The organism is Dactylosporangium thailandense, assembly GCF_059739745.1.
On record NZ_AP029195.1, the window covers coordinates 3164790 to 3185334 of the forward strand.

Here is a 20545-nt window from a genome sequence, read left to right on the forward strand (position 1 = left end):
GACGTGACATCCCTCTTCCGCATGGCGCAGAAACGTATATATGATTTGGACGATAGTCAAGGGAGGGCGCGGGAAGCGCCGTGAGGAGGCGCCGGTGTCGAGCCAGCGCGACAGAGCAGACTTGGAACGCGCGGAGGGAGTGCTGCTCAGCACGGTTATCGATGGCACCTTGCTGGTGACCCTCAACCGCCCGCAGGCGGCCAACGCTCTCAATGACGAACTGATGGATGCGCTGGCGAGCCTGTGGCGCGCCGCGGCCGGTGCGCCGGGGCTGCGTTCAATCGTGCTCACGGGCGTCGGCAAGGCCTTCTGCGGCGGCGCCGACGCGGGCATGCTCGCCGCGCCACGTACCCGGGTGGGTGACACCGCGGCGGCCGAGCTCGACTTCCTGCCGGGGGCGCACGTGGAGATCCCGGTGATCACGGCCGTGAACGGGGCCTGCGCCGGTGGCGGCCTGCACTTCGTCGCCGACGCCGACATCTGCGTCGCCTCGTCCGCGGCCCGCTTCCTGGACCCGCACGTGAGCGTCGGGCAGGTCTCGGCGCTCGAGCCGCTGCAGCTGCGCCTGAGGATGCGCCCGGACATCCTGACGCGCATGGTGCTGCTGGGGCGGTACGAGTCGCTCTCCGCCGAGCAGGCCGAGCGGGCCGGCCTCGTGTCCGAGGTGGTCGACCCCGCGACGCTGCGGGACCGGGGCCTGGAGCTCGCCGGGATGATCGCGAAGAACTCGCCGGAGGCCGTGCGGCTCAGCCGGCGCGTCCTGCGCACGTTCGAGGAGCGCCGCATCGCCACCGAGCTCGACCTCGGCTGGGAGCTGATCCGGCGGCACCGTTCCCATCCGGACGCGATCGAAGGGCCGGCGGCGTTCCTGGAGAAGCGCCCGGCGGAGTGGACGCAGTAATGAGGGTGGCTGACTGGAGCGGCCGGCGGCGCATCGTCGCACCCGACGTCGCGGAGGCGTGGTGCCGGCAGGGCTTCCTCACCGACGAGCGGATCGGGCACCTCCTGGAGCAGGGGGCGGCGCGTTGGCCGGGCCGGCCGGCGGTCATCACGGCCGCGGGGGAGACGAGCTTCGCCGAGCTGGCCGCCAGATCCGCCGCGATCGCCCGAACCCTCCTCGACGGCGGCGTGCGGCCGGGCGACGCGGTTTCCTGGATGCTGCCGACCGGCGTCGAGGCCGTCGCCGCCGCGGCCGCGATCTGGCGCATCGGCGCGATCAGCAGCCCGATCGTGCCGCTCTACGGCCCGCGCGAGATCCTCAGCGCCCTCGACCAGGTGCGACCGGCGGCCGTCATCGCCCACGCCGCCGATGCCCGCCGCGACTATCCCGACGAGTTCGACGAGGCGCTCAGCACGATCGGCCACGAGCCCGCCGCGCGGCTGATCGTCGGTGGCCGCGCGGCCGGCTGGCGGTCCGCGGACTCGGCCGGCACCGGCTCCCTGCCCTCGGGCGTCGAGCCCGCCGGCCCGGCGGATCCGTGCCTCGTGCTGTTCACCTCCGGCACCGAGTCCGAGCCCAAGGGCGTGGTCCACTCCGTGGCGGGCCTGCAGCACGAGCTGCGCACGACCATCGCGGAGTGGGGGCTGACGTTCCGGGACCGCATGGTGATGGCCTCGCCGATGACGCACATCACGGGCCTGCTGCAAGGGTTCATGATCCCCGCCCGGGTGGGAGGCGCCGCGGTACTGATGGAGCGCTGGGACCCCGGCGCCTGCGTCGAGCTGGTCGACCGTACGCGCGCGACCTACATGGCCGGCGCCACGCCGTTCCTGCGGGAGCTGCTCGACGCCTACGCCGCGGCGGGGCACGATCGGTCGTCGCTGCGCCAGTACTGCTGCGGAGGAGCTTCCGTCCCGCCCGCGCTCATCGCGCGGGCGGGGGAGCTCGGCATCGCGGCGTACCGGGCCTGGGGCATGACCGAACTGCCGACGGCGACGCTGGCCAACGAGCTGGATCCGCTCGAGTACCGGGCGGAGACCGACGGCCACCTCGCCCCGGGCGTGCAGCTGCGGGTCGTGGACCCCGCGGGAGAGGCCGTCGAGCCGGGCGAGGTCGGGGAGCTGCTGCTGCGCGGGCCCGAGATGATGCTCGGCTACGTGCGGGAAGAGCTGAACGCGCACGCGTTCGCGCCCGGGGGATGGTTCCGGACCGGGGACCTCGGTTCGCTGGCGCGTGACGGGCAGGTTCGGATCTCGGGGCGCATCAAGGACATCATCAACCGCGGCGGGGAGAAGTTCAGCACCCGCGAGATCGAGGAAGCCATCGGCAAGCATCCCGAGATCGACGCCGTCGCGATCGTCGCGGTGCCCGGCGGCCGGCTCGGTGAGCGCATCGGCGCCGCCATCGTCTCGCGGCGCGACGACTGGACCATCGAGGAGATCGGCCGTGCCGTGACCGGTCAGGGCCTGGCCCGCCAGAAGCAGCCGGAGCTGTTGCGGGTCGTGCGGGCACTGCCGACGAACCCGACCGGAAAGATCAACAAGGCGGCGCTCGTCGACCTGTTCGGCACGGACGCCGGCTGATGGCCCGTCTCCTGGACGGGCGCTGCGTCGTCGTCACCGGCGCCGGAAGGGGCCTGGGCCGCGCGTACGCCCACGCCTGCGCGGCCCATGGGGCGAGCGTCGTCGTCAACGACGTGGACGAGCAAGCCGCGCTCGCCGTGGTCGAGGAGGTCGCCGCCGCCGGTGGCCACGCGGTCGCGGAGCCCGGCTCGGTCGGCTCGTGGTCGACGGCCGCCAGGCTGGTCGACACGGCGCAGCGGCGGTTCGGTCGCCTCGACGGGCTGGTGGCCAACGCCGGGGTCACCCATCACGCCGCGCCCTGGGAGGAGGACGAGGCGTGGCTCCGGCGCATCGTGGAGATCAACGTGCTCGGCGTGCAGTTCTGCGCGACCCACGCCATGCGCGCCATGCTCCAGCAGGGCACGGGCGGCTCCATCGTCACCGTCGTCTCGGGTTCCCGGTTCGGCATCCCCGGCATGAGCGCCTACGGCGCCACCAAGGGGGCGGTGGCCGCCATGACCGCTGGCTGGGCGCTCGAGTGCGCGCCCGCCGGCATCCGGGTCAACGCCATCTCGCCGCTGGCGGAGACCGGGATGGCGGCGATCGACGCCCGGCCCGACCGCCCCGCGCTGGGAGCGCCCGAAGACGTGGCGCCGGCCGTCGTGGCCCTGCTGAGCGAGGCCACGCGCGGCGTGACCGGCAGGATCTTCCGCTTCGACGGGACACGGCTCGGCCTGTACGCGCCGGAGACCCTGTCCACGGCCGCCGACGAGGAGCTGCGTGCTGCCGCGGGCCGGGCGGCGTCGATCGCGAGGACGCTGACACTCCTCGCCGGCGCCGTCGTTGATACTGAAACGAGTACTGTAGTACCGTCTCTGGTATCACAGCCCTCAGAGCGAAAGCCGTCCTCAACATGATCAGAACTGGCTTCACGGAGACCTTCGGCGTGCGGCATCCGCTGCTGTGCGGGGGCATGACCGGACTCGGTACGGCCGGCCTGATCTCGGCCGTCGCCGAGGCCGGCGCCCTGGGGTTCCTGACCGCGCTGACCCAGCCGACCCCCGAAGCGCTCGCGCTGGAGATCGAGCGCACGCGCAAGCTGACGGACCAGCCGTTCGGCGTCAACCTCACCATCCTGCCGACGATCCGCCCGGTTCCCTACGAGGACTACCGGGCGGTGATCATCGAGTCGGGCGTCGGCGTGGTCGAAACGGCCGGCAGCAACCCGAAGCCGCACGTAGAGCACTTCAAGGCGGCGGGCGTGAAGGTCATTCACAAGGCGGTCTCGGTGCGTCACGCCGTGAAGGCGCAGGCGCTCGGGGTCGACGCGGTGAGCATCGACGGATTTGAGTGCGCTGGTCACCCGGGCGAGGACGACATCGGGGGTCTCGTGCTGATCGCGGCCGCGAGCCGCGCGCTCAGCATCCCGGTCATCGCCAGCGGCGGCATCGCCACCGGCGCCGGCCTCGTGGCCGCGCTGTCGCTCGGGGCGTGCGCGGCGAACATGGGGACGCGCTTCATGGCGACGACGGAGGCGCCCATCCACGACAACGTCAAGCGGCAGATTGTCGCGAACTCCGAGCGTGACACCACCGTCGTCTTCCGCGAGTTCGGCAACTCCGCCCGCGTGGCGCGCAACGTCGTGTCGGAGGAGATCGCCCAGATTTCACGCCAGCCCGGCGCCGCCTTCGCCGACGTGGCCCATCTCGCCTCGGGGGCGCGGGGCCGCGAGCGCGTCCTGACGGCGGGTGCCATGCAGGACGGGATGTGGTGGGCCAGCCAGGCGCAGGGCCTCATCGAGGACGTCGACAGCTGTGAGAACGTGGTGAACAGCATCATCGCCGACGCCGAGAAGATCATCCGCGATCGCCTGCCGCGCCTCCTGGCGCCGGCGGCCGGCGCGGTCTGACCCCCGGACGCCGGTAGTGCTGAACCTACTTCCCGCTCTTGCCGGCGAAGGCGGCGAGCCGGGCGTCGGCGGCGGGGGACATGCTGGCCTCGGCGATCGACGCCGCCTCGACGTCCAGCTGCTCGGCCAGCGAACGCCCCGACGCGTCACGCAGCAGGCGCCGGGTCCGGCCGAGCGCGGGGACCGGTCCCAACGCCATGCGCAGCGCGATCCGGCGGGCCGACTCCGTAACCTGATCGTCGGGGCAGACGCCGGTGACCAGCCCCCAGTCGGCGGCCTCCTGCGCGGTCAGGCGGCGGTCGGTCAGCGTGAGGGCGAGCGCCCGGCGCAGGCCCACAACCTGTGGCAGGAGCCAAGATGTTCCGCAGTCCGGTGTCAGCCCCGCCTGCGCGTACGCCGTCAGGAACCTCGCCGACTCGCCGGCGAGGACCACGTCGGCGACCAGGCTGAGCGCCAGCCCGGCGCCGGCGGCGGCGCCCTGGACAGCGGCGACCACGGGAACGTCCAGCTCGGTGAGGGCCAGCACGCTGCGGTGTGCCGTCGTGGCCAGCTTCAGCACGTAGGCGTGCCGATCCGCGGCGCCGCTCATCGCCGCGACGTCACCGCCGGCGCAGAAGTTCCGGCCCCGGCCGAGCAGCAGCACGCAGCGGACGCCGGGGTCGCGCGATACCGCTTGCACGGCGTCGTGGAGCGCCGCCGCCATGGGAAGATCCAGCGCATTGGCGGACTCCGGCCGGTTGAGCTCGATCGTCGCCACCCCCTCCGCGATGTCACTTCGCACCGCGGCCGCCGATGTATCGATGGCCTCGCGCATCAGACCGTCCTCTCCGTTCGCTCCGTCAGGCCGCTGATGACCAGGTCGGCAAGATGACGGTAGGCCTCCGCCGCGTCGAGCCCGGTCGCCGCCTGTATCGCGCCGCGCTGAATGGAGCTCATCACCTCGGCCACCGCGGCGCCCACGAACGAGGCGTGGACCGGCCGCAGCGCCCCGAGCTTGACGCCGTCGGTCACGAGATCCTGGACCCGCCGTGCCGCGTACTGCGTGTTCTCCTGGTACACCTCATTGGCCGGGCCGAACTCCGCCACGTCCGCGAAGAACGCGGGCGAGGCCGGCTGGAGCTCCGACGCCACGGCCTCCATATAGATCGCCAGTTGCCGTGCGGGATCGTCCGAGGCGCCGACCCTGGCCTCGATGCGCTCCGCCGCCGTCTTGAAGAACGAGCGAACAGCCGCAACCACGATCTGCTCCTTGCTGGGCGCCACGGCGTACAACGTGGTCCTCGAGCAGTGCAGCCGCTCCGCCAGGTCGCCGACGCTGAACGACGCGAAGCCTTCGGCCAGGAACAACTCGCGGATCTGGACCAACATCTCCTCGCGACGGGCGCGAGGTTTCGCAGACGACGGCATGGCACAGACCCTACGGCAGGGCATCATGTCGAGTACCATATCCGATACTCTAGTACTTGTTTTCGTACTCCAGGGGATATTCGATGCCCGCATCACGTGTCATGCCCAGCAGCGAGAGTGCTGACCTGATCAAGGTCGTCCGTGACCTGGCCGACAAGGAACTGGCGCCGAGGGTCGCGAGGGCCGAGGCAGACGAGGAGTTCCCGCGCGACGTGTTCCGGACGCTCGGCACGATCGGCGTTCTCGGCCTGCCGTACCCGGAGCAGTACGGCGGCGGGGGCCAGCCCTACGAGGTCTACCTGCAGGTGCTCGAGGAGGTCGCCAGAGTCTGGTCCAGCGTCGGCGTGGGCACGAGCGTGCACGCACTGTCCTGCTTCGGGCTCGTCAACTTCGGCACCCCGGAGCAACGGCAGCAATGGCTGCCGGACATGCTCGGCGGGGGCCTCCTCGGAGCCTATTGCCTCAGCGAGCCGAACGCGGGCTCCGACCCGGCCGCCCTGACGACGCGCGCCGTCCGTGACGGCGACGACTACGTGCTCAACGGCGCGAAGGCCTGGACCACCCACGGCGGGCACGCCGACTTCTACCAGGTAATGGCGCGGACTTCGGACGAGCGCAGAGGCATCTCGTGCTTCCTGGTCCCGGCCGACGCCGGGGGGCTGAGCGCCGACCAGCCCGAACGCAAGATGGGCCTCACCGGCTCCCCGACCGCCACGCTGCGCCTGGACCACGTGCGGGTTCCCGCCAGTCGCAGGATCGGCGCTGAGGGGGATGGCCTCAGGATCGCGTTCGCCGCCCTCGACTCCGGCCGGCTCGGCATCGCGGCCGTCGCCACGGGCCTCGCCCAAGGCGCCCTGGACCTGGCCGTGGCGTATGCGAAGGAGCGCAACACGTTCGGCAAGCCGATCATCGAGCATCAGGGCCTCGCCTTCCTGCTTGCCGACATGGAGGCGGCGGTCCAGACCGCCCGCGCGATGACCCTGCATGCGGCACGCCTGAAGGACCAGGGTCTGCCGTTCAGCCGCGAGGCATCGATTGCCAAACTGGTCGCCACCGACAACGCCATGAAGGTCACCACCGACGCTGTGCAGGTCTTCGGCGGCTACGGCTACACCCGGGACTTCCCGGTCGAGCGCTACATGCGCGAAGCGAAGGTCATGCAGATCTTCGAGGGAACCAACCAGATCCAACGGATGGTCGTCGGCCGCGCACTCGCGAAGAACGGCACCGCGACAATCACCATTGCCCCGAAGGAGAAGGACTGATGCAGGTCGCTGACACGGCAGCCATCGTCACCGGCGGAGCCTCCGGCTTGGGCGCCGCGACCGCCGCCGCGCTGGCGGGCGAGGGCGCCCGAGTCTTCGCGCTCGACCTCCAGCAGAGCATCGACAAGGCGGCTCGACTGCCCGGAGTCGAGTACCTCGCCACCGACGTCACCAACCACGAGGAGGTCCGCGCCGCCGTCGCAACCGCCGGCGCCGGCCTGCCGCTGCGCACGGTCGTCAACTGCGCCGGTATCGGCCCATCCATGCGGATCCTCGGCCGCGGCGGCGTGCACGACCTCGACCTCTACGCACGCGTCGTGCAGATCAACCTCATCGGGTCCTTCAACGTCCTCGCCCTGGCCGCCGAGACGATCGCCGGGACCGAGCCGGACGAGCACGGGCAGCGCGGCGTCATCGTCAACACCGCCTCCGTCGCCGCCTACGAGGGGCAGGTCGGCCAGGCCGCGTACTCGTCGTCCAAGGGCGGCATCGTCGGGCTGACCTTGCCCGCGGCGCGCGACCTCGCCCAGTACGGCATCCGGGTCAACACCATCGCGCCGGGCATCGTCGAGACCCCGATGCTGGCCACCGTCTCCGAAGAGTTCCGCCAGGGCCTCGCCGCCGGCGTGCCGTTCCCGCGGCGCCTCGCCCGGCCCGACGAGTACGCCCAGCTCGCGCTGGCCATCGTCCACCACGACTACCTCAACGGCGAGGTCATCCGCATGGACGGTGCCCTGCGGATGGCGCCGCGCTGATCCGCCGACCCCAGGAGAAGGACGTACCGTCATGAGAGACGCAGTCATCGTCGAAGCAGTCCGCACGCCGATCGGTAAGCGCGGCGGCGGCCTTTCCAGCGTCCACCCCGCCGACCTCTCCGCCCTGGTACTGCGGGCACTGAGCGATCGGGCCGGTATCGACCCGGCCGTCGTCGACGACGTGATCTGGGGATGCGTCGGCCAGGTCGGGGAGCAGTCCTTCGACATCGCGCGCACCTCGGTGCTGTCCGCGGGATGGCCGGAGCACATCCCCGGCGTCACCATCGACCGGCAGTGCGGATCGTCCCAGCAGGCCGTCTCGTTCGCCGCCGCCGGCGTGATCGCGGGCCACTACGATGTGGCCGTGGCCGGCGGCGTGGAGGTCATGTCGCGGGTCCCGATGGGCTCCTCCCAGGCCGGAGGCTCCCCGCTCGGGCGCCGCTACGTCGAACGGTACGGCGCCGAGTTCCCCAACCAGGGCGTCGGCGCGGAGACAATCGCCCAGGAGTGGGGGCTGTCCCGCACCCGGCTGGACGAGTTCAGCCTCGAGTCGCACGCCAGGGCCGCGGCCGCCACCGACAAGGGCCGGTTCTCCGCCCAGATCGTGCCGGTGACGCTCGAGGACGGCACCGTGCTCGGCCGGGACGAGGGCATCCGGCGCGGCGGGAGCATCGAGGTGATGGGCCAGCTGCGCCCAGCCTTCCGGGAGGACGGCGTCGTCACCGCCGGCAACGCGTCGCAGATCAGCGACGGGGCGGCCGCCCTGCTCATCACCACGTCGGACAGGGCCGCCGAGCTGGGCCTGCGGCCGGTAGCCCGGATCCGCACCTCCGTCGTGGTCGGGTCGGCACCCATGCCCATGCTGACCGGGCCCATCCCGGCGACGCAGCGGCTGCTGAAGCGCTCAGGCCTGTCACTGGAGGACATCGGTGTCGTCGAGATCAACGAGGCGTTCGCGTCGGTTGTCCTGGCCTGGATGGCCGAGTTCGGCGCCCGGCCAGAGCGGGTGAACCCGCTCGGGGGCGCGATCGCGCTGGGGCATCCGCTCGGTGGCAGCGGCGCCCGCCTGATGACGACCATGCTCCACCACATGCGCGACAACGACATCAGGTACGGGCTGCAAACGATGTGCGAGGGCGGAGGACAGGCCAACGCGACCCTGCTGGAGCTGCTCTGAGACTGAGCAGTTCCATCCTTGTGATCGACGGCCTGCGCGGCTTCGCCGTACTGGACGCCTCGTGTGCCGGCCGGCGAACGGCCGGTCCCGGTGCGTATCAGCGCGCCTCCGCCGGGGTGGCTTCGTGGATCGCGGCGGAGGCGAGCAGGGCGTCGGCGTCCTCGACGCCCCAGTCGACAAGGATCTGGCGGCTGTGCTCGCCCGGCAGCGGCGGCGGGGTGGTCAGCTCGGCTGGGGTGGCAGAGAATCGCGGCGCCGGCGCCGGTTGGACCGTGCCGTGCCGCTCGATGAACGTGCCCCGGGCGCTGAGGTGCGGGTCGCGGGTGGCCTCGCCGGGGGCGAGGACCGGCGTGACGCAGGCGTCGCCACCGGCGAAGTGCGCCGTCCACTCGTCGCGGGTGCGGGTGGCGAACCGCTCGGCGAATCGACGGCGCAGCTCCGGCCAGCGGTCGCGATCGAACTGGCCGGGCAGGTCCGGGTCGCCGTCCAGGCCGAGGCGGCGCACCAGCTCGGCGAAGAACTGCGGCTCGAGCGCGCCGACGGCCATGTGCAGGGCGTCCGCGGTCTCGTACACGGCGTAGAACGGGGCGCCCCCGTCGAGCAGGTTCGCGCCCCGCCGGTCCTGCCACAGCCCGCTCGCACGCATGGCGTGCATCATCGTGGTGAGGTGCGCGGTGCCGTCGACGATCGCGGCGTCCACGATCTGTCCGCGGCCGGTCCGCTCGGCCTCGCGCAGCGCGGCCAGGAGCCCGACGACCAGGTAGAGCGAGCCGCCGCCGAAGTCGCCGACAAGGTTGATGGGAATCTGCGGCGGGCCACCAGCCGTGCCGATCGGGTCGAGCGCCCCGGCGAGGGCGATGTAGTCGACATCGTGACCGGCGGTGGTGGCCAGCGGGCCATCCTGACCCCAACCGGTCATCCGGCCGTAGACGAGTGCGGGGTTGCGGGCCAGGACCGCGTCCGGGCCGACGCCGAGCCGCTCGGCGACGCCGGGCCGCCAGCCCTCGATGAGCGCGTGGGCGCAGGCGGCGAGGCCGAGCACGGTCCGGACGCCGGCGGGCTGCTTGAGGTCGACTGCGATCGAGCGCTTGCCCCGGTTGAGCAGGTCACCGGCGGGGTCGGCGCCGATCGGCGAGACGGCGCCGACCCGGTCGACCCGGACCACGTCCGCGCCGAGGTCGGCGAGTAGCATCGCGGCGAACGGACCTGGCCCGATGCCGGCCAGTTCAACGACGCGCAACCCCTGCAGCGGGCCAGCCATGGCGAACTCCTCTCGCGCGGGACGCCCGCACCTGGTGTGAGCTGATTGTCGGCCATGCTGCGGTGCGGGTGTCAGTCACGCAGGGGGATGCGGCTGTTGTCCCAGCTGAGGATCCGGTCGCCGGGCGTGAAGCGCAGCGTGACCCGGTCGCTGTAGGCGCGTTGCGCGGCCTGGGGCATGCGCTCGGACGCCACCCGCGAGGGAGCGTACTTGGCCTCGAACAGCTGCCGCACGGCCGACTCGGTCGGCTCGTCGGCGACGACGGCGATGGATCCGGTCAGGTGTACGGCGGCCAGCTCGGTCCAGGCGTGGCCGGACTCGACCAGGAAGGCGGCGCGGGGATCGCGGCGGACGCGGGCGACCTTCTTCGCGTCGGCCGGCGTGGTGCAACAGATCGTCCGGTCCAGTACCACGAACCAGACCGGGAGCGTGACCGGCCACCCGTCCGCGCGCAGCGTGGTCAGGATGCCGGTGTGCGCGCGTTCGACGAAGGCCCAGGCCTCGTCCGGCGTGAAGCGGATACTCACGACCGGCGCGCCACATCGCGCCCGGCGGCGGCGAACGCCTCGGCGTCGAAAGGACGGTCCAGCATGGCGACCCACTCCATCTCCAGTGGCGCCGCGACGGCGGCCGCCTCGGCCCGGTCGTAGAGGCGCAGGACGTCATGCACGGCGGTCGTCGCCGGCACCTGACAGGCCAGCGCCTGTGTGAAGGCGAGCAACTGCTCATGCGGTACCACATCATTGGCCAGGCCGATCGCCACCGCCTCGGCGGCGTGGACGGTGCGCCCGGTCACCGACAGCTCCCGGGCCCGGCGCACGCCGACAGCCCGTGGCAGCAGGGCGGTCAGGCCCCAGGTGGGCACCACGCCGAGGCGGGCGTGCGTGTCGGCGAACGAGGCCCGGTCGGAGGCGACGATGAACGACGCGCTGAGCGCGACCTCCAGCCCGCCGGAGACGCACGCCCCGTTGACGGCGCAGATGGTCGGCTTGCGCATGGCCCGCAGGGCGCGGGCCGGGTGGTGCCGGAACTGGTTGCCGTACCGGTCGGCGAACTGGTCCCGGTCGGTGAAGTCGAGCCCGGCGCAGAACGCCGGATCGGTGCCGGTGAGCACCACCGCGCGGACCGCGGCGTCCTGGTCGGCCGCGGCGAGGACGTCACAGAGGTCGACCTGCATGGCGCGGGACAACGCGTTGCGCTTCCCGGGACGATCGAGTGTCACCGTGCGTACTCCGTCGTCGTCTGACGTCCGGACGAGGCCGCTGGGCATGCGCCGATGCTAACCAAGTTCAGTCAAATCAGCTATATGATTAAGACAATAGGGTCTGCTCCGGCGGCGCGGCATCGCCGGTCTGCTCACGGCGGCGCGTCGGCGACGCAATGCTGTCACGCTCCGCGCCGCGGCGGTGACGATCCAGCGCTCTGGATCGCGTCCGCGGTCGTCTGCCCCTATCATCGTCCTCCGAACCTGGCGAAGGAATCCGCAGCGAAGGGAACAGGGTGCCTCGGCCATCGCGACGCGCTGAAGTCCGAACCACCGCAGCCCGCCTCATTCGCGAGCACGGTTACGACGCGGCCACCATGGATCTGCTGGCCGACACGGTCGGGCTCAACAAGGGGACGCTGTATCACTACTACCCCTCCAAGAGCGCCATCCTCTACGAGCTGATGTCCGACCAGGTCGACGCGACCCTCGAGCTCGTCGGCCGGGTGCCGCGCACCGGCGACGCCGCCGACCGGATGCGGGCGCTGATCCGGCTGCAGGTCGAGCACGTCGCGACCAAGCAGGACGAGCTGGTGGTCTTCTTCCAGGAGCTGCCCTGGGTGGAGCAGCACCTCGACGAGGAGCAGGCGGTCGACCTGCGCCGGCGCATCGAGCGCTATGAGCGGTTCACCCGGCAGCTGCTGTCCGCCGGCGTGCGGGCGGGAGAGTTCCGCGAGCTGAACCTGAACATGGTCATGTACTCGATCATCGGCATCCTCGCCTACGTGCCGAACTGGTTCCGGGCCGGCGGACGCAAGGCACAGGAGACGCTGGTCGACGAGCTCACCGACTTCGTGATGAACGGGATCCTGCGGCGCTGACACACCCGACCGACCGGCCGGTCGGCGCGCCGATCAGTGGATCGTCTCCGGGATGACGGCCGGCCGGCGCCCGAGCACGTCGGGGATGGTGCGCAGGTCGGCCGCGGGATAGGCGAAGCCGGGCGCGAGCAGGATGCCGGGCGGCGCGGCCACGACCGCCGGGATCGTCTGCACCAGCTGCACGGCGGTCGCCAGGTTGGCCGCGGACTGCCGGTCGTCGATGCCGAAGACGTCGCGGGCGTCCGAGGTGCGCAGGTCGGCGCGGGTGCGCACGTCGACGGGCAGGCCCCGCACGTCGACCTCGTACATGTCGCCGGAGACCAGCTCGACGCCGTCGTCGACGAGCGCGGGGTCCAGGTACCACAGCTCGCGGATGGTGATGACGGGTTCGCCGCCGACGAGCCCGCTCCACGCGCCGTCGAGCGCGCCGACGGTACCCCGCTCGACCGTCACCCCGGCGCACTGCAGCGTCCGCGTGCTCGGCAGGTACCGGACCTCGGCCGTCAGCTCCTCGACCGGCAGGCCGAGATGGTGGGCGAGCCCGGCGACGCACTCGAAGTAGTACCGGCTCAGCAACGTCTTGCGGGTCTTCGCGCCCAGCTGTTCCGGCGGCCGGCCGAAGCCGATGGCGGCGATCGTGTCGCCGGCGTGGTGGCTCAGGTCGCAGATCTCGCGCAGGTGCACCGCGTGCACGGTGGTGCACAGGCTGGTCGCGGTGAGCGCGAACCGCTCGGCGAACCAGCCGGGGTGGATGCCGGTACCGTGCAGGGTCGTGCCACCCTCCGCGCAGGCGGCCTCGAGTGGCGCGACGTACTCCTCGCCGCGCTGCCACGGGAAGAAGTACGCGGTCGACGTGACGACGTTCTTGCCGCCGCGCAGCAGCGCGGTGATCTCCGCGTGCCGCGACGTCTCGTCGGGCAGCGCGATGCCCGCGTAGAGGACGATGTCGGCGTCCAGGTCGTGGATCGCCTGCGGGTCGGCGACGACCTCGACGCCGATCGGCGCCTCGCCGATGAGCTCCATCGCGTCGCGGCCGACCTTCGCCGGGCTGTAGGCGAGGCAGCCGACGAGCTGGAGCTCGGGGCGCCGGGCGATCTCGCGCAGGGCCTGGGCGCCGGTGTATCCGGGGCCCCAGACCACGACGCGGTACGGCGTTTCGCGGATCGTCATCGGACTACCTTTCCGTGTGCCACCAACGCGCCGCCGTCGACCGCGACCACCTGACCGGTCATCCAGCCGGCTCGGTCGGACAGCAGGAACGAGGTGATCACGGCGATGTCCTCGGGTGCGCCGAAGCGGCCCATCGGGATGCCGCTGAGCAGCTGGGCCCGTTCCGGTCCGGGGATGCCCGCGGCCATGTCGGTGTCGATCAGCCCGGGTGCGACCGCGTTGACCCGTACGGCCGGTGCCAGCTCGGCGGCCAGTTGCCGGGTGAGGTGGTCCAGCGCCGCCTTCGTCGCGTTGTAGAAGCCCGTCCTGGGCGTCGGCATGCGGGCGCCGATCGAGCTGATGTTGACCACCGCGCCGCCGTGCTCGCGCATACCGGCCCGCCAGACCAGCTGCGTCCAGTACAGCGGCGCCCACTGGTTCACCTCGGTGAGCTTGGCGACCAGCGACGGCTCCACGTCGATGGTCGGGCCCCACTGCGGGTTCACCGCCGCGTTGTTCACGAGGTAGTCGACGCGGCCGAACGTGCGCACCGCGAACGCCACGCAGTCGGCGGCGGCCGCGGGGTCGGCGGCGTGCGCGACGCGCCAGTGGCAGGCCGGTCCGAGCTCGGCCGCGGCCGCCTCGAGCGCGGGCTGCTTGCGGCCGGTCACCAGCACTCGGGCGCCGCAGCGCACGAGCTCGCCGGCGATCGCCCGGCCGATGCCGCGGGATCCGCCGGTGACGATCGCGGTCCTGCCGTCGTGATCGCGTGGCACGGTCACCTCATCGGGGGTCGGGGTCCGTCGACCGGCAACATAACAAACCAACCGGTGGGTTGGCTACGGTATGCGGCCGGCCATATGCTGCACCCATGGGAGGCCCTGCCGAGCCGGAAATTTCCGTTGCCGTACGCAACTTCGCCGCCGCGCCGCCGGGCGACTGGCGGCACATCCTCGACCAGGCGCGCGCCGCCGACGCGGCCGGCATCGACCGGATCTTCGTCGTCGACCACCTCGTCTTCGGCCGCGACCTGTCCGGGTACGGCCAGCCGGCCACCGGCGGCGTCACCGGCGGCGTGCAGCCCACCGGCCCCGACGGGGACTGGCTGGAGCCGCTGACCGCGCTGGCGGCGATGGCCGCCGTCACGACGCGGGTCAAGCTCGCCACCAACGTCCTCGTCGCGCCGCTGCGCCCGGCCGTCTTCCTGGCGAAGATCGCCGCCACCATCGACGTGCTGTCCCACGGGCGGCTCGAACTCGGCGTCGGCGTCGGCTGGCAGCAGGCCGAGTACCGCGCGGTCGGCGTGCCCTTCGCCGAGCGGGGCCGGGTGCTCGACGAGACTCTCGCGGTGTGCCGGGCGCTGTGGACCACCGACGAGGTTTCGATGTCGGGGCGCGGGTTCGAGCTCGACGCCGTCCACATGCGACCCAAGCCCACCGATCCCGCCGGGGTGCCGGTATGGCTGGGCGGCCGGGCGATCCCGGCCGTGGCGCGGCGCCTGGCGACCTACGGCGCCGGCTGGATCCCGTGGGGCGTCAAGACCGAGGACCTCGCCGCGGCGCTGGACGCGATGCGCCCGCTCGTCGAGCGGCACGGCCGCGACTTCGCCACCGTGCGGATCTCGGCCGCGCTGCCGACCGTCGTTGCCGGCGGTACCCTCGACCTCTCGCGCGTGCTGGCCGACGTGCCACGGCTGCGGGCACTCGGCGTCTGCGACTTCCGCACCCTGGCGCGGCTGCCGCGCGCCGAGGCCGCCGCCCGCGACCTGCTCGACGAGCTCAACGGGCGGTTCCGGGAAGCCGTGGCGGCGTGAAGGCCGGCCTGGCGCTCGGGGCCGCCGGGTCCGTGCCCGCCGACGCCCGGCGCGCCGAGGCGCTCGGCTTCGACTACCTGGCCTGCGGCGAGCACCTGTTCTTCCAGGTCGCGCCGAACCCGTTCGTCGAACTCGCCGCGGCGGCCGCGGTGACCACGCGGATCCGGCTGGTCAGCACGGTGAGCCTGCTGCCGCTCTACCCGGCCGCCCTCGCCGCCAAGCTGGCCGCGACGCTCGACCAGGTCGCGCAGGGGCGCTTCGAGCTCGGCGTCGGTGCCGGCGGGGAGGCGCCGGCCGAGTTCGCGGCCGTCGGCGTCGACCCGGCGGAGCGGTTCCGGCGGCTCGACGAGGGGCTCGAGGTGCTGCGCCTGCTGTTCCGCGGAGGACCCGTGTCGTACGAGGGAACGTACACGCGGCTTCTGGACGTCGCGCTCGACCCGCCGCCGGTGCAGCCCGGCGGGCCGCCGATCTGGCTCGGCGGCCGCAAGGACGGCGCGGTCCGCCGCGCCGGCCGGTTCGCCAGCACCTGGCTGCCCTACATGGTGACGCCGGAGCAGCTGCGGGCCGGGCTGGACCGGGTCCGGGCCGCGGCCGCCGGGCACGGGCGCGATCCGTCCCGGGTCGGAGCGGCCGTGTTCGCTTTCGCCTGCGCCGATCCGGACGCCGGCTGGGCGCGGCGGGCCGGCGTCGAATACGTCAGCGCCGCTTACCGGCAGGACTTCGCGCCGCTCGCTGACCGCTATCTCCTGCTCGGCTCGCCGGGCGCGGTCGCCCGCCGGATCCGCGAGTTCGCCGCCGCCGGCGCGGACACGGTGATCCTGCAGGTCGCCGCGGCCCCGCAGGACCGCGACCGGGTCCTGGACACGATCGCCCACGACGTGCTGCCGGAGCTGCGGTGAGCGACCGGGTCCGGTTCGACGTGCACGACCGGGTCGGTGAGCTCGTGCTGAGCCGGCCGGAGAAGCTCAACGCGATCGACCGCGAGATGCTGCGCGAGATCGAGCGGGCGGTGCGGATCGCGGAGGGCGACCGGGCCGTGCGGGTGCTCATCGTGCGCGGCGAGGGCCGGGGGTTCTGCGCCGGCGCGGACCTCGGCGCGGTCGAGGACAAGGTCGCAGACTCCGGGCTGCTGGCCGAGTTCATGGCGTACTGGCACCAGGTCTTCGGGCGCCTCGCCGCCTCGCCGCTGCCGTCGATCGCGGCCGTGCACGGCGTCGCCTACGCGGGCGGGTTCGAGCTGATGCAGGCGTGCGACCTCGCCGTCGTCGCCGAGGACGCCCGCCTCGCCGACCAGCACGCCGTCTACGGGCTGATTCCCGGCGGTGGCGGCACCCAGCGGCTGCCGCGGCTGATCGGCGAGCGCCGGGCGAAGTGGCTGATGTTCAGCGGCCTGCCGGTCGAACCGCGCGAAGCCCTCGCCGCCGGGCTCGTCAACGCGGTGCGGCCGGCGGCGGAGGTGCTCGGCCACGCCCGGGCGATGGCCGCCGTGCTCGCCCGGCGCAGTCCGGTCGCGACCGCGCGGATGAAGGAGGCGATCCGCCTGGGCCTGGCCGCGCCGGACCTCGGCGCCGCGCTGGAGATCGAGCGGCGGCTGACCGTGGAGCACATGCGCGCCGCGGACCCGCGCCTCGGGCTGGCCGCGTTCGCCGAGCGCGCCGAGCCCGACTTCATCGGGGAGTGAGGCTCAGCGCCCGAGCACCGGTGCGTTGGCGAGCCGGATCCAGGCGTCGCACGCGGCGACGAACTTCGACGTGTCGACGGCGTCGTTCATCACCCCGGACCGGTACCGGTGCAGGGCCCGCAGCGCCGTGCCGGCCACCCGCCAGCACGCCATGCGGTAGTGGTACTCGAAGTCGTCGAGGCCGGCGCCGGTGATGGCGGCGTAGTGGGCCAGCGCCTCGCCGAGGCCGGCGGCGCCGGGTGCCGACGTCGCCAGCCGGACGCCGAGCATCGCCTCGGCCGGCGGGTCCCAGAACGCGGCCAGCAGCCCAAGGTCGGCCAGCGGCTCGCCGAGGGTGACGAGCTCCCAGTCCAGCACGGCCCGGATGGCGCCGTCGTCGCCGACGATCGCGTTGCCGAGCCGATAGTCGCCGTGCACGACGCGGCACCGGTCCTCGGGGGGCATCCGGCGCTCCAAGTCCTGCGCGATCCGTTCGAGCTCGGCGGCCTGGGTCGCGGCCCCATCGGCGGCGCCGGCGATGACCGAGCGCCAGCGGTGCAGCTGGCGGCTCAGGTACGAGCGGCGCGGGCCGAGGTCGCCCAGCCCGATCTCGTCCGGCTCCACGGTGTGCAGGGCCGCGAGCGTGGCCACGACGTCGAGCGACGCCCGGCGCAGCGCCGGCGGGTCGAGGAGCTCGGCCGCCGCCTCCGCGTTGCCCAGCACGTGGCCGTCGACGAAGTCGGTGACGTGGCACGGCAGGCCGAGCGGGTCGTCGGCGGTCCCGGTGAGGCGGACCCGCGGCACCGGCACCGGCGTGGCGCTCAGCGCGGCCATCGCCCGAGCCTCGCGGCCCACGTCGTGCGCGCCGCCCTCGTGGCGTCCGGCCGGGGCGTGGCGCAGCACCCACCCGCGCCCCGAGCGGTCGGCCACGCGGTAGGTCAGCATGCTGTACCCGCCGGAGATGCGCTCGGCGGTGAACGGCGGGTCGGCCTCGGGCAGCCCGCGGGCCAGCCACTCGTGGACGGCCGGCGGCAACCCCTCGGCGAGCGGCGCGGTCACGACTGAGGCGGCGCCGTCGCGCCGGTCATGCCGACGGGCCGGCCGTCGACGAGCTGGTCGAGCATCTCGACGATGCCCAGCCCGCGCCGGCCGTCGCTGGACACGAACTCGTAGGCGGAGTAACCGATCCGCGTGACCAGCTCGGTGCCGTCCGCGGCGGTGCGCCGGTGCCGCAGCGGCACGAAGCGTTCCGGTGTCCGGGCGGTGCCGGTCAGGGTGACGGGACCGGCGGGGGTCGCGACCTCGGACACGGCCTTGCGGCAGAAGCCGTCGGCGGTCCACTCCACCGTCTGGCCGGTCAGCTCGGCCGGCGACGTGACGCCGCCGTCGACCACGGCCGCGCGGCAGGTGCGCCCGCCGTCGCGCCGGGCGACGTCGAGGGTCATGACGGCCGAGCCGTCCTCGAAGGCGGCGACGATCCAGCGGTACGACAACGGGCCGGCCCAGTCGCGCGGCCCCCACGAGTGGTCCCGCAGGCCACCGCCGCGGACCGCGAGGCGCCGCCCGTCGAGCTCGAGGTCGCCCTCGACGTGGACGAACTGCTCGTAGTGGCCGATGGCCATGGTGTCCTCGAGGATGTTGGCCGGGTCGTCGCCGTTGGTGCCGAACGAGGCGCCGTGGCCGGTGACCGACAGCTGAATCCGCGCCGAGCGCTTCGGGGCGGCGCGGAACGCCTCGCCGGGCGATGCGAGCACCTTGGGTTCGCTGAAGGACGACAGCGGGCCGTCGTACCGCAGCCGCTGCCGCCGGTGCGGCTCGACGATCTCGAAGTCCAGGCCGCCGACGGCGAGCCGGTCGGCGGTCAGGTCCGTGGTGCGCTGGTGGGTGAACAGCGTCTCGCCGTCGGGAAGGAAGACCAGCACGCTGGCCTGACCCGCCGGCTGGTTGGCCTGCATCGCCACCCGAACCCAGCCGACGACGCCGGCTTCGGGGCACAGGAAGTTGTAGTAGGTGCTCTCGTTGTAGGCCGGCCGGTCGTCGGGAACGTGCCGATACTCGTGCGCGGGCGCGATCGTTTCGGCGAACATCGACATGGCGCCTCCTCGTGGCGGTTTAACCAACCACCTGGTTGAGAACCTAGTTGTGTGCCCGGCCGCGCGTCAAGCACCGGCCGGTTGCGCCCCCGGGCGCGGTATGGCGACGGCCAGCGCGGTGGCGAGCGCCATCGCGACGGCGAGGAGCACGAACCCCGCCGTGTAGCCGGACCCGACCGGCGCGCCCGAGGCGTCCAGCCGCGCCGTGACGACGGAGGCCATGACGGCGGTCCCCACGGAGCCGCCGATGTTGCGGGCGTTGAGGTTGACCGCGCCGGCCACCGCGGACTGCGACGGCGGCGCCGAGACCACCACGAGCGTGGCGAGCGAGGCCAGCGCCACGCCGAGCGCGACGCCGTAGACCCCGAGCGTGGTCACCAACTGCCACGTGGCCGCGTACCCCCACGCGACGACCGCGAGGCAGCCGGCGATGACCACGCTCGAGGAGACCACGACCCGCCGCGAGCCGTTGCGCCGCACGAGCCGCGCGGTGACCAGGCCGCCGGCGAAGACCGCGCTGGCCAGCGGCAGCATCAGCAGGCCGGACTCGGTGACGGTGGCGCCGACGCCGTATCCGGTCGACGCCGGCGCCTGCAGCAGCTGCGGCACGAACGCGTAGACGGCGAACATCGCGAAGCCGAGCAGGAACGAGACCGCGTTGCCCGACCGAATGGCCGGGATTCGCATCATCCTCAGGTCGATGAGCGGATGCCGGGCACGGGACTCGAGCCGCAGCCAGCCGGCGGCGAGCACCGCCGCGACGGCGTAGAGCCCGAGCGTGCGCCCGCTGGCCCAGCCCCAGCGGGAGGCCTCGGTGGTGGCCAGCACGAAGGTGGCCAGGGCGCCGGCCAGGAACGGCGCCGGCACCCAGGAGATCGGCTCGGCCCGCCCGGCCGAGGGGCGCACGACGAAGGCGGCCGCGACGGCGGTGACCGCGATCAACAGCATCGGCAGGAGGAACAGCCACCGGTAGCCCAGCGCGTCGACGATCGGCCCGGCCAGCACGAGCCCGGCGCTCGCGCCGATCCCGGAGATCGCCGCCAGGACGCCGATCGCCGGGGGTACCCGCGCGGAGGGGAACTCGTCGCGCACGATGCCGAAGGCCAGCGGCATCACCGCGCCGCCGGCGCCCTGCAGCACCCGCGCCGCCGTCATGAGACCGATGCCGGGCGCGACCGCCGCGCCGAGCGATCCGGCGGCCAGCATGGCGAGCGCGGTCAACAGCATCGGCTTCTTGCCGACCGCGTCGCCGAGCCGGCCGAGGACCGGGGTGGCGATCGCGGCCGACAGGAGGTATCCGCTGACCACCCACGTGACGCTGCGCGCGTCGGTGTGCAGCGCGCGCCGGATCTCCGGCAGCACCGGGATCACCATCGCCTGCAGCAGCGCGAACGCGGTGGTGGCGACGACGAGCACGCCGAACGTCGCGGCCTGGCGCGAGCGGAGGTACCACATGGGCGTCTCCTGTC

General features: G+C 73.0%; 21 protein-coding genes. 11 read left to right on the forward strand and 10 right to left on the reverse strand.

What is annotated here, in order from left to right; all coding sequences use genetic code 11:
• Positions 1-40: 40 nt before the first annotated feature.
• Genes AC6JBM_RS14225 through AC6JBM_RS14240 form a run of 4 tightly spaced genes read left to right on the forward strand, consistent with a single transcriptional unit; the run spans position 41 to position 4411 of the window.
• Entirely contained in the window at positions 41-901 is an 861-nt protein-coding gene (locus AC6JBM_RS14225; RefSeq protein ID WP_497984084.1) for an enoyl-CoA hydratase/isomerase family protein, read from the forward strand.
• Entirely contained in the window at positions 901-2523 is a 1623-nt protein-coding gene (locus AC6JBM_RS14230) for an AMP-binding protein (RefSeq protein WP_497984085.1), read from the forward strand. The genes AC6JBM_RS14225 and AC6JBM_RS14230 overlap by 1 nt, the downstream gene beginning before the upstream one ends.
• Entirely contained in the window at positions 2523-3419 is an 897-nt protein-coding gene (locus tag AC6JBM_RS14235; protein WP_497984086.1) for an SDR family NAD(P)-dependent oxidoreductase, read from the forward strand. Before AC6JBM_RS14230 ends, AC6JBM_RS14235 begins: the two co-directional genes overlap by 1 nt.
• Entirely contained in the window at positions 3416-4411 is a 996-nt protein-coding gene (locus tag AC6JBM_RS14240; RefSeq protein ID WP_497984087.1) for an NAD(P)H-dependent flavin oxidoreductase, read from the forward strand. Before AC6JBM_RS14235 ends, AC6JBM_RS14240 begins: the two co-directional genes overlap by 4 nt.
• Before the next feature lie 25 nt (positions 4412-4436).
• On the opposite strand, the gene AC6JBM_RS14245 is transcribed toward AC6JBM_RS14240, so the two are convergent.
• Positions 4437-5192, reverse strand: a complete 756-nt coding sequence (locus tag AC6JBM_RS14245) for an enoyl-CoA hydratase/isomerase family protein (RefSeq protein WP_497984088.1) — start codon at positions 5190-5192, stop codon at positions 4437-4439.
• Positions 5193-5224: 32 nt separating this feature from the next.
• Positions 5225-5857 carry a TetR/AcrR family transcriptional regulator gene (locus tag AC6JBM_RS14250; protein WP_497984089.1) on the reverse strand — a complete coding sequence of 211 codons (633 nt, stop codon included), beginning with the start codon at positions 5855-5857 and terminating at the stop codon, positions 5225-5227.
• 44 nt (positions 5858-5901) lie between these two features.
• Here AC6JBM_RS14250 and AC6JBM_RS14255 point away from each other — a divergent pair, with 44 nt between their 5' ends.
• From AC6JBM_RS14255 to AC6JBM_RS14265, 3 genes are read left to right on the forward strand one after another with little or no spacing between them, the layout of a single operon-like run.
• Positions 5902-7083 (forward strand): acyl-CoA dehydrogenase family protein, encoded by a 1182-nt coding sequence (locus AC6JBM_RS14255; RefSeq protein ID WP_497984090.1) that lies wholly within the window; start codon positions 5902-5904, stop codon positions 7081-7083.
• Complete coding sequence (locus AC6JBM_RS14260; RefSeq protein ID WP_497984091.1) at positions 7083-7838, forward strand: SDR family NAD(P)-dependent oxidoreductase; 756 nt, start codon at positions 7083-7085, stop codon at positions 7836-7838. Before AC6JBM_RS14255 ends, AC6JBM_RS14260 begins: the two co-directional genes overlap by 1 nt.
• A gap of 31 nt (positions 7839-7869) precedes the next feature.
• Complete coding sequence (locus AC6JBM_RS14265) at positions 7870-9015, forward strand: thiolase family protein (protein ID WP_497984092.1); 1146 nt, start codon at positions 7870-7872, stop codon at positions 9013-9015.
• Between the two features lie 97 nt (positions 9016-9112).
• Here the strand turns inward: AC6JBM_RS14265 and AC6JBM_RS14270 are convergent, their stop codons facing one another.
• The 3 genes from AC6JBM_RS14270 to AC6JBM_RS14280 all read right to left on the reverse strand — a co-directional run bounded on the left by AC6JBM_RS14270 (position 9113) and on the right by AC6JBM_RS14280 (position 11546).
• A complete protein-coding gene (locus AC6JBM_RS14270) occupies positions 9113-10276 on the reverse strand; it encodes a CaiB/BaiF CoA transferase family protein (protein ID WP_497984093.1) in 1164 nt (387 codons plus the stop codon).
• 71 nt (positions 10277-10347) lie between these two features.
• Positions 10348-10803: a pyridoxamine 5'-phosphate oxidase family protein gene (locus AC6JBM_RS14275; RefSeq protein WP_497984094.1), complete on the reverse strand. Its 456-nt coding sequence runs from the start codon at positions 10801-10803 to the stop codon at positions 10348-10350.
• On the reverse strand, positions 10800-11546 hold the full coding sequence (locus AC6JBM_RS14280) for an enoyl-CoA hydratase-related protein (protein WP_497984095.1): 747 nt from the start codon (positions 11544-11546) through the stop codon (positions 10800-10802). The genes AC6JBM_RS14275 and AC6JBM_RS14280 overlap by 4 nt, the downstream gene beginning before the upstream one ends.
• Before the next feature lie 230 nt (positions 11547-11776).
• On the opposite strand from AC6JBM_RS14280, the gene AC6JBM_RS14285 reads away from it, so the two are divergent.
• A complete protein-coding gene (locus AC6JBM_RS14285; protein ID WP_350611291.1) occupies positions 11777-12361 on the forward strand; it encodes a TetR/AcrR family transcriptional regulator in 585 nt (194 codons plus the stop codon).
• 33 nt (positions 12362-12394) lie between these two features.
• On the opposite strand, the gene AC6JBM_RS14290 is transcribed toward AC6JBM_RS14285, so the two are convergent.
• Both AC6JBM_RS14290 and AC6JBM_RS14295 read right to left on the reverse strand, forming a co-directional pair.
• Positions 12395-13531, reverse strand: a complete 1137-nt coding sequence (locus AC6JBM_RS14290) for an NAD(P)H-dependent amine dehydrogenase family protein (protein ID WP_497984096.1) — start codon at positions 13529-13531, stop codon at positions 12395-12397.
• On the reverse strand, positions 13528-14286 hold the full coding sequence (locus AC6JBM_RS14295; RefSeq protein ID WP_497984097.1) for an SDR family oxidoreductase: 759 nt from the start codon (positions 14284-14286) through the stop codon (positions 13528-13530). The genes AC6JBM_RS14290 and AC6JBM_RS14295 overlap by 4 nt, the downstream gene beginning before the upstream one ends.
• 95 nt (positions 14287-14381) lie before the next feature.
• On the opposite strand from AC6JBM_RS14295, the gene AC6JBM_RS14300 reads away from it, so the two are divergent.
• The 3 genes from AC6JBM_RS14300 to AC6JBM_RS14310 are packed head-to-tail and all read left to right on the forward strand — an operon-like array spanning position 14382 to position 17004.
• Positions 14382-15323, forward strand: coding sequence for a TIGR03619 family F420-dependent LLM class oxidoreductase (locus AC6JBM_RS14300; RefSeq protein ID WP_497984098.1), 942 nt, complete (start codon positions 14382-14384; stop codon positions 15321-15323).
• Complete coding sequence (locus AC6JBM_RS14305) at positions 15320-16222, forward strand: LLM class flavin-dependent oxidoreductase (RefSeq protein ID WP_497984099.1); 903 nt, start codon at positions 15320-15322, stop codon at positions 16220-16222. Before AC6JBM_RS14300 ends, AC6JBM_RS14305 begins: the two co-directional genes overlap by 4 nt.
• The gene (locus tag AC6JBM_RS14310) at positions 16219-17004 is read left to right on the forward strand and encodes an enoyl-CoA hydratase/isomerase family protein (protein ID WP_497984100.1); all 786 of its coding nucleotides are present in this window, start codon (positions 16219-16221) and stop codon (positions 17002-17004) included. The genes AC6JBM_RS14305 and AC6JBM_RS14310 overlap by 4 nt, the downstream gene beginning before the upstream one ends.
• A 3-nt stretch (positions 17005-17007) precedes the next feature.
• Here the strand turns inward: AC6JBM_RS14310 and AC6JBM_RS14315 are convergent, their stop codons facing one another.
• The 3 genes from AC6JBM_RS14315 to AC6JBM_RS14325 all read right to left on the reverse strand — a co-directional run bounded on the left by AC6JBM_RS14315 (position 17008) and on the right by AC6JBM_RS14325 (position 20531).
• Positions 17008-18042 (reverse strand): phosphotransferase family protein, encoded by a 1035-nt coding sequence (locus AC6JBM_RS14315; RefSeq protein ID WP_497984101.1) that lies wholly within the window; start codon positions 18040-18042, stop codon positions 17008-17010.
• The gene (locus tag AC6JBM_RS14320) at positions 18039-19076 is read right to left on the reverse strand and encodes a DUF7064 domain-containing protein (RefSeq protein WP_497984102.1); all 1038 of its coding nucleotides are present in this window, start codon (positions 19074-19076) and stop codon (positions 18039-18041) included. The genes AC6JBM_RS14315 and AC6JBM_RS14320 overlap by 4 nt, the downstream gene beginning before the upstream one ends.
• A 66-nt stretch (positions 19077-19142) precedes the next feature.
• Complete coding sequence (locus AC6JBM_RS14325) at positions 19143-20531, reverse strand: MFS transporter (RefSeq protein ID WP_497984103.1); 1389 nt, start codon at positions 20529-20531, stop codon at positions 19143-19145.
• Positions 20532-20545 lie beyond the last annotated feature (14 nt).

Bases quoted from the DNA above. Each gene is read 5' to 3' on its own strand.
- AC6JBM_RS14225 (WP_497984084.1), top strand. From the start codon at position 41: ATGATTTGGACGATAGTCAAGGGAGGGCGCGGGAAGCGCCGTGAGGAG.
- AC6JBM_RS14230 (WP_497984085.1), top strand. From the start codon at position 901: ATGAGGGTGGCTGACTGGAGCGGCCGGCGGCGCATCGTCGCACCCGAC.
- AC6JBM_RS14235 (WP_497984086.1), top strand. From the start codon at position 2,523: ATGGCCCGTCTCCTGGACGGGCGCTGCGTCGTCGTCACCGGCGCCGGA.
- AC6JBM_RS14240 (WP_497984087.1), top strand. From the start codon at position 3,416: ATGATCAGAACTGGCTTCACGGAGACCTTCGGCGTGCGGCATCCGCTG.
- AC6JBM_RS14250 (WP_497984089.1), bottom strand. From the start codon at position 5,857: ATGGTACTCGACATGATGCCCTGCCGTAGGGTCTGTGCCATGCCGTCG.
- AC6JBM_RS14255 (WP_497984090.1), top strand. From the start codon at position 5,902: ATGCCCGCATCACGTGTCATGCCCAGCAGCGAGAGTGCTGACCTGATC.
- AC6JBM_RS14260 (WP_497984091.1), top strand. From the start codon at position 7,083: ATGCAGGTCGCTGACACGGCAGCCATCGTCACCGGCGGAGCCTCCGGC.
- AC6JBM_RS14265 (WP_497984092.1), top strand. From the start codon at position 7,870: ATGAGAGACGCAGTCATCGTCGAAGCAGTCCGCACGCCGATCGGTAAG.
- AC6JBM_RS14270 (WP_497984093.1), bottom strand. From the start codon at position 10,276: ATGGCTGGCCCGCTGCAGGGGTTGCGCGTCGTTGAACTGGCCGGCATC.
- AC6JBM_RS14280 (WP_497984095.1), bottom strand. From the start codon at position 11,546: ATGCCCAGCGGCCTCGTCCGGACGTCAGACGACGACGGAGTACGCACG.
- AC6JBM_RS14290 (WP_497984096.1), bottom strand. From the start codon at position 13,531: ATGACGATCCGCGAAACGCCGTACCGCGTCGTGGTCTGGGGCCCCGGA.
- AC6JBM_RS14300 (WP_497984098.1), top strand. From the start codon at position 14,382: ATGGGAGGCCCTGCCGAGCCGGAAATTTCCGTTGCCGTACGCAACTTC.
- AC6JBM_RS14320 (WP_497984102.1), bottom strand. From the start codon at position 19,076: ATGTCGATGTTCGCCGAAACGATCGCGCCCGCGCACGAGTATCGGCAC.
- AC6JBM_RS14325 (WP_497984103.1), bottom strand. From the start codon at position 20,531: ATGTGGTACCTCCGCTCGCGCCAGGCCGCGACGTTCGGCGTGCTCGTC.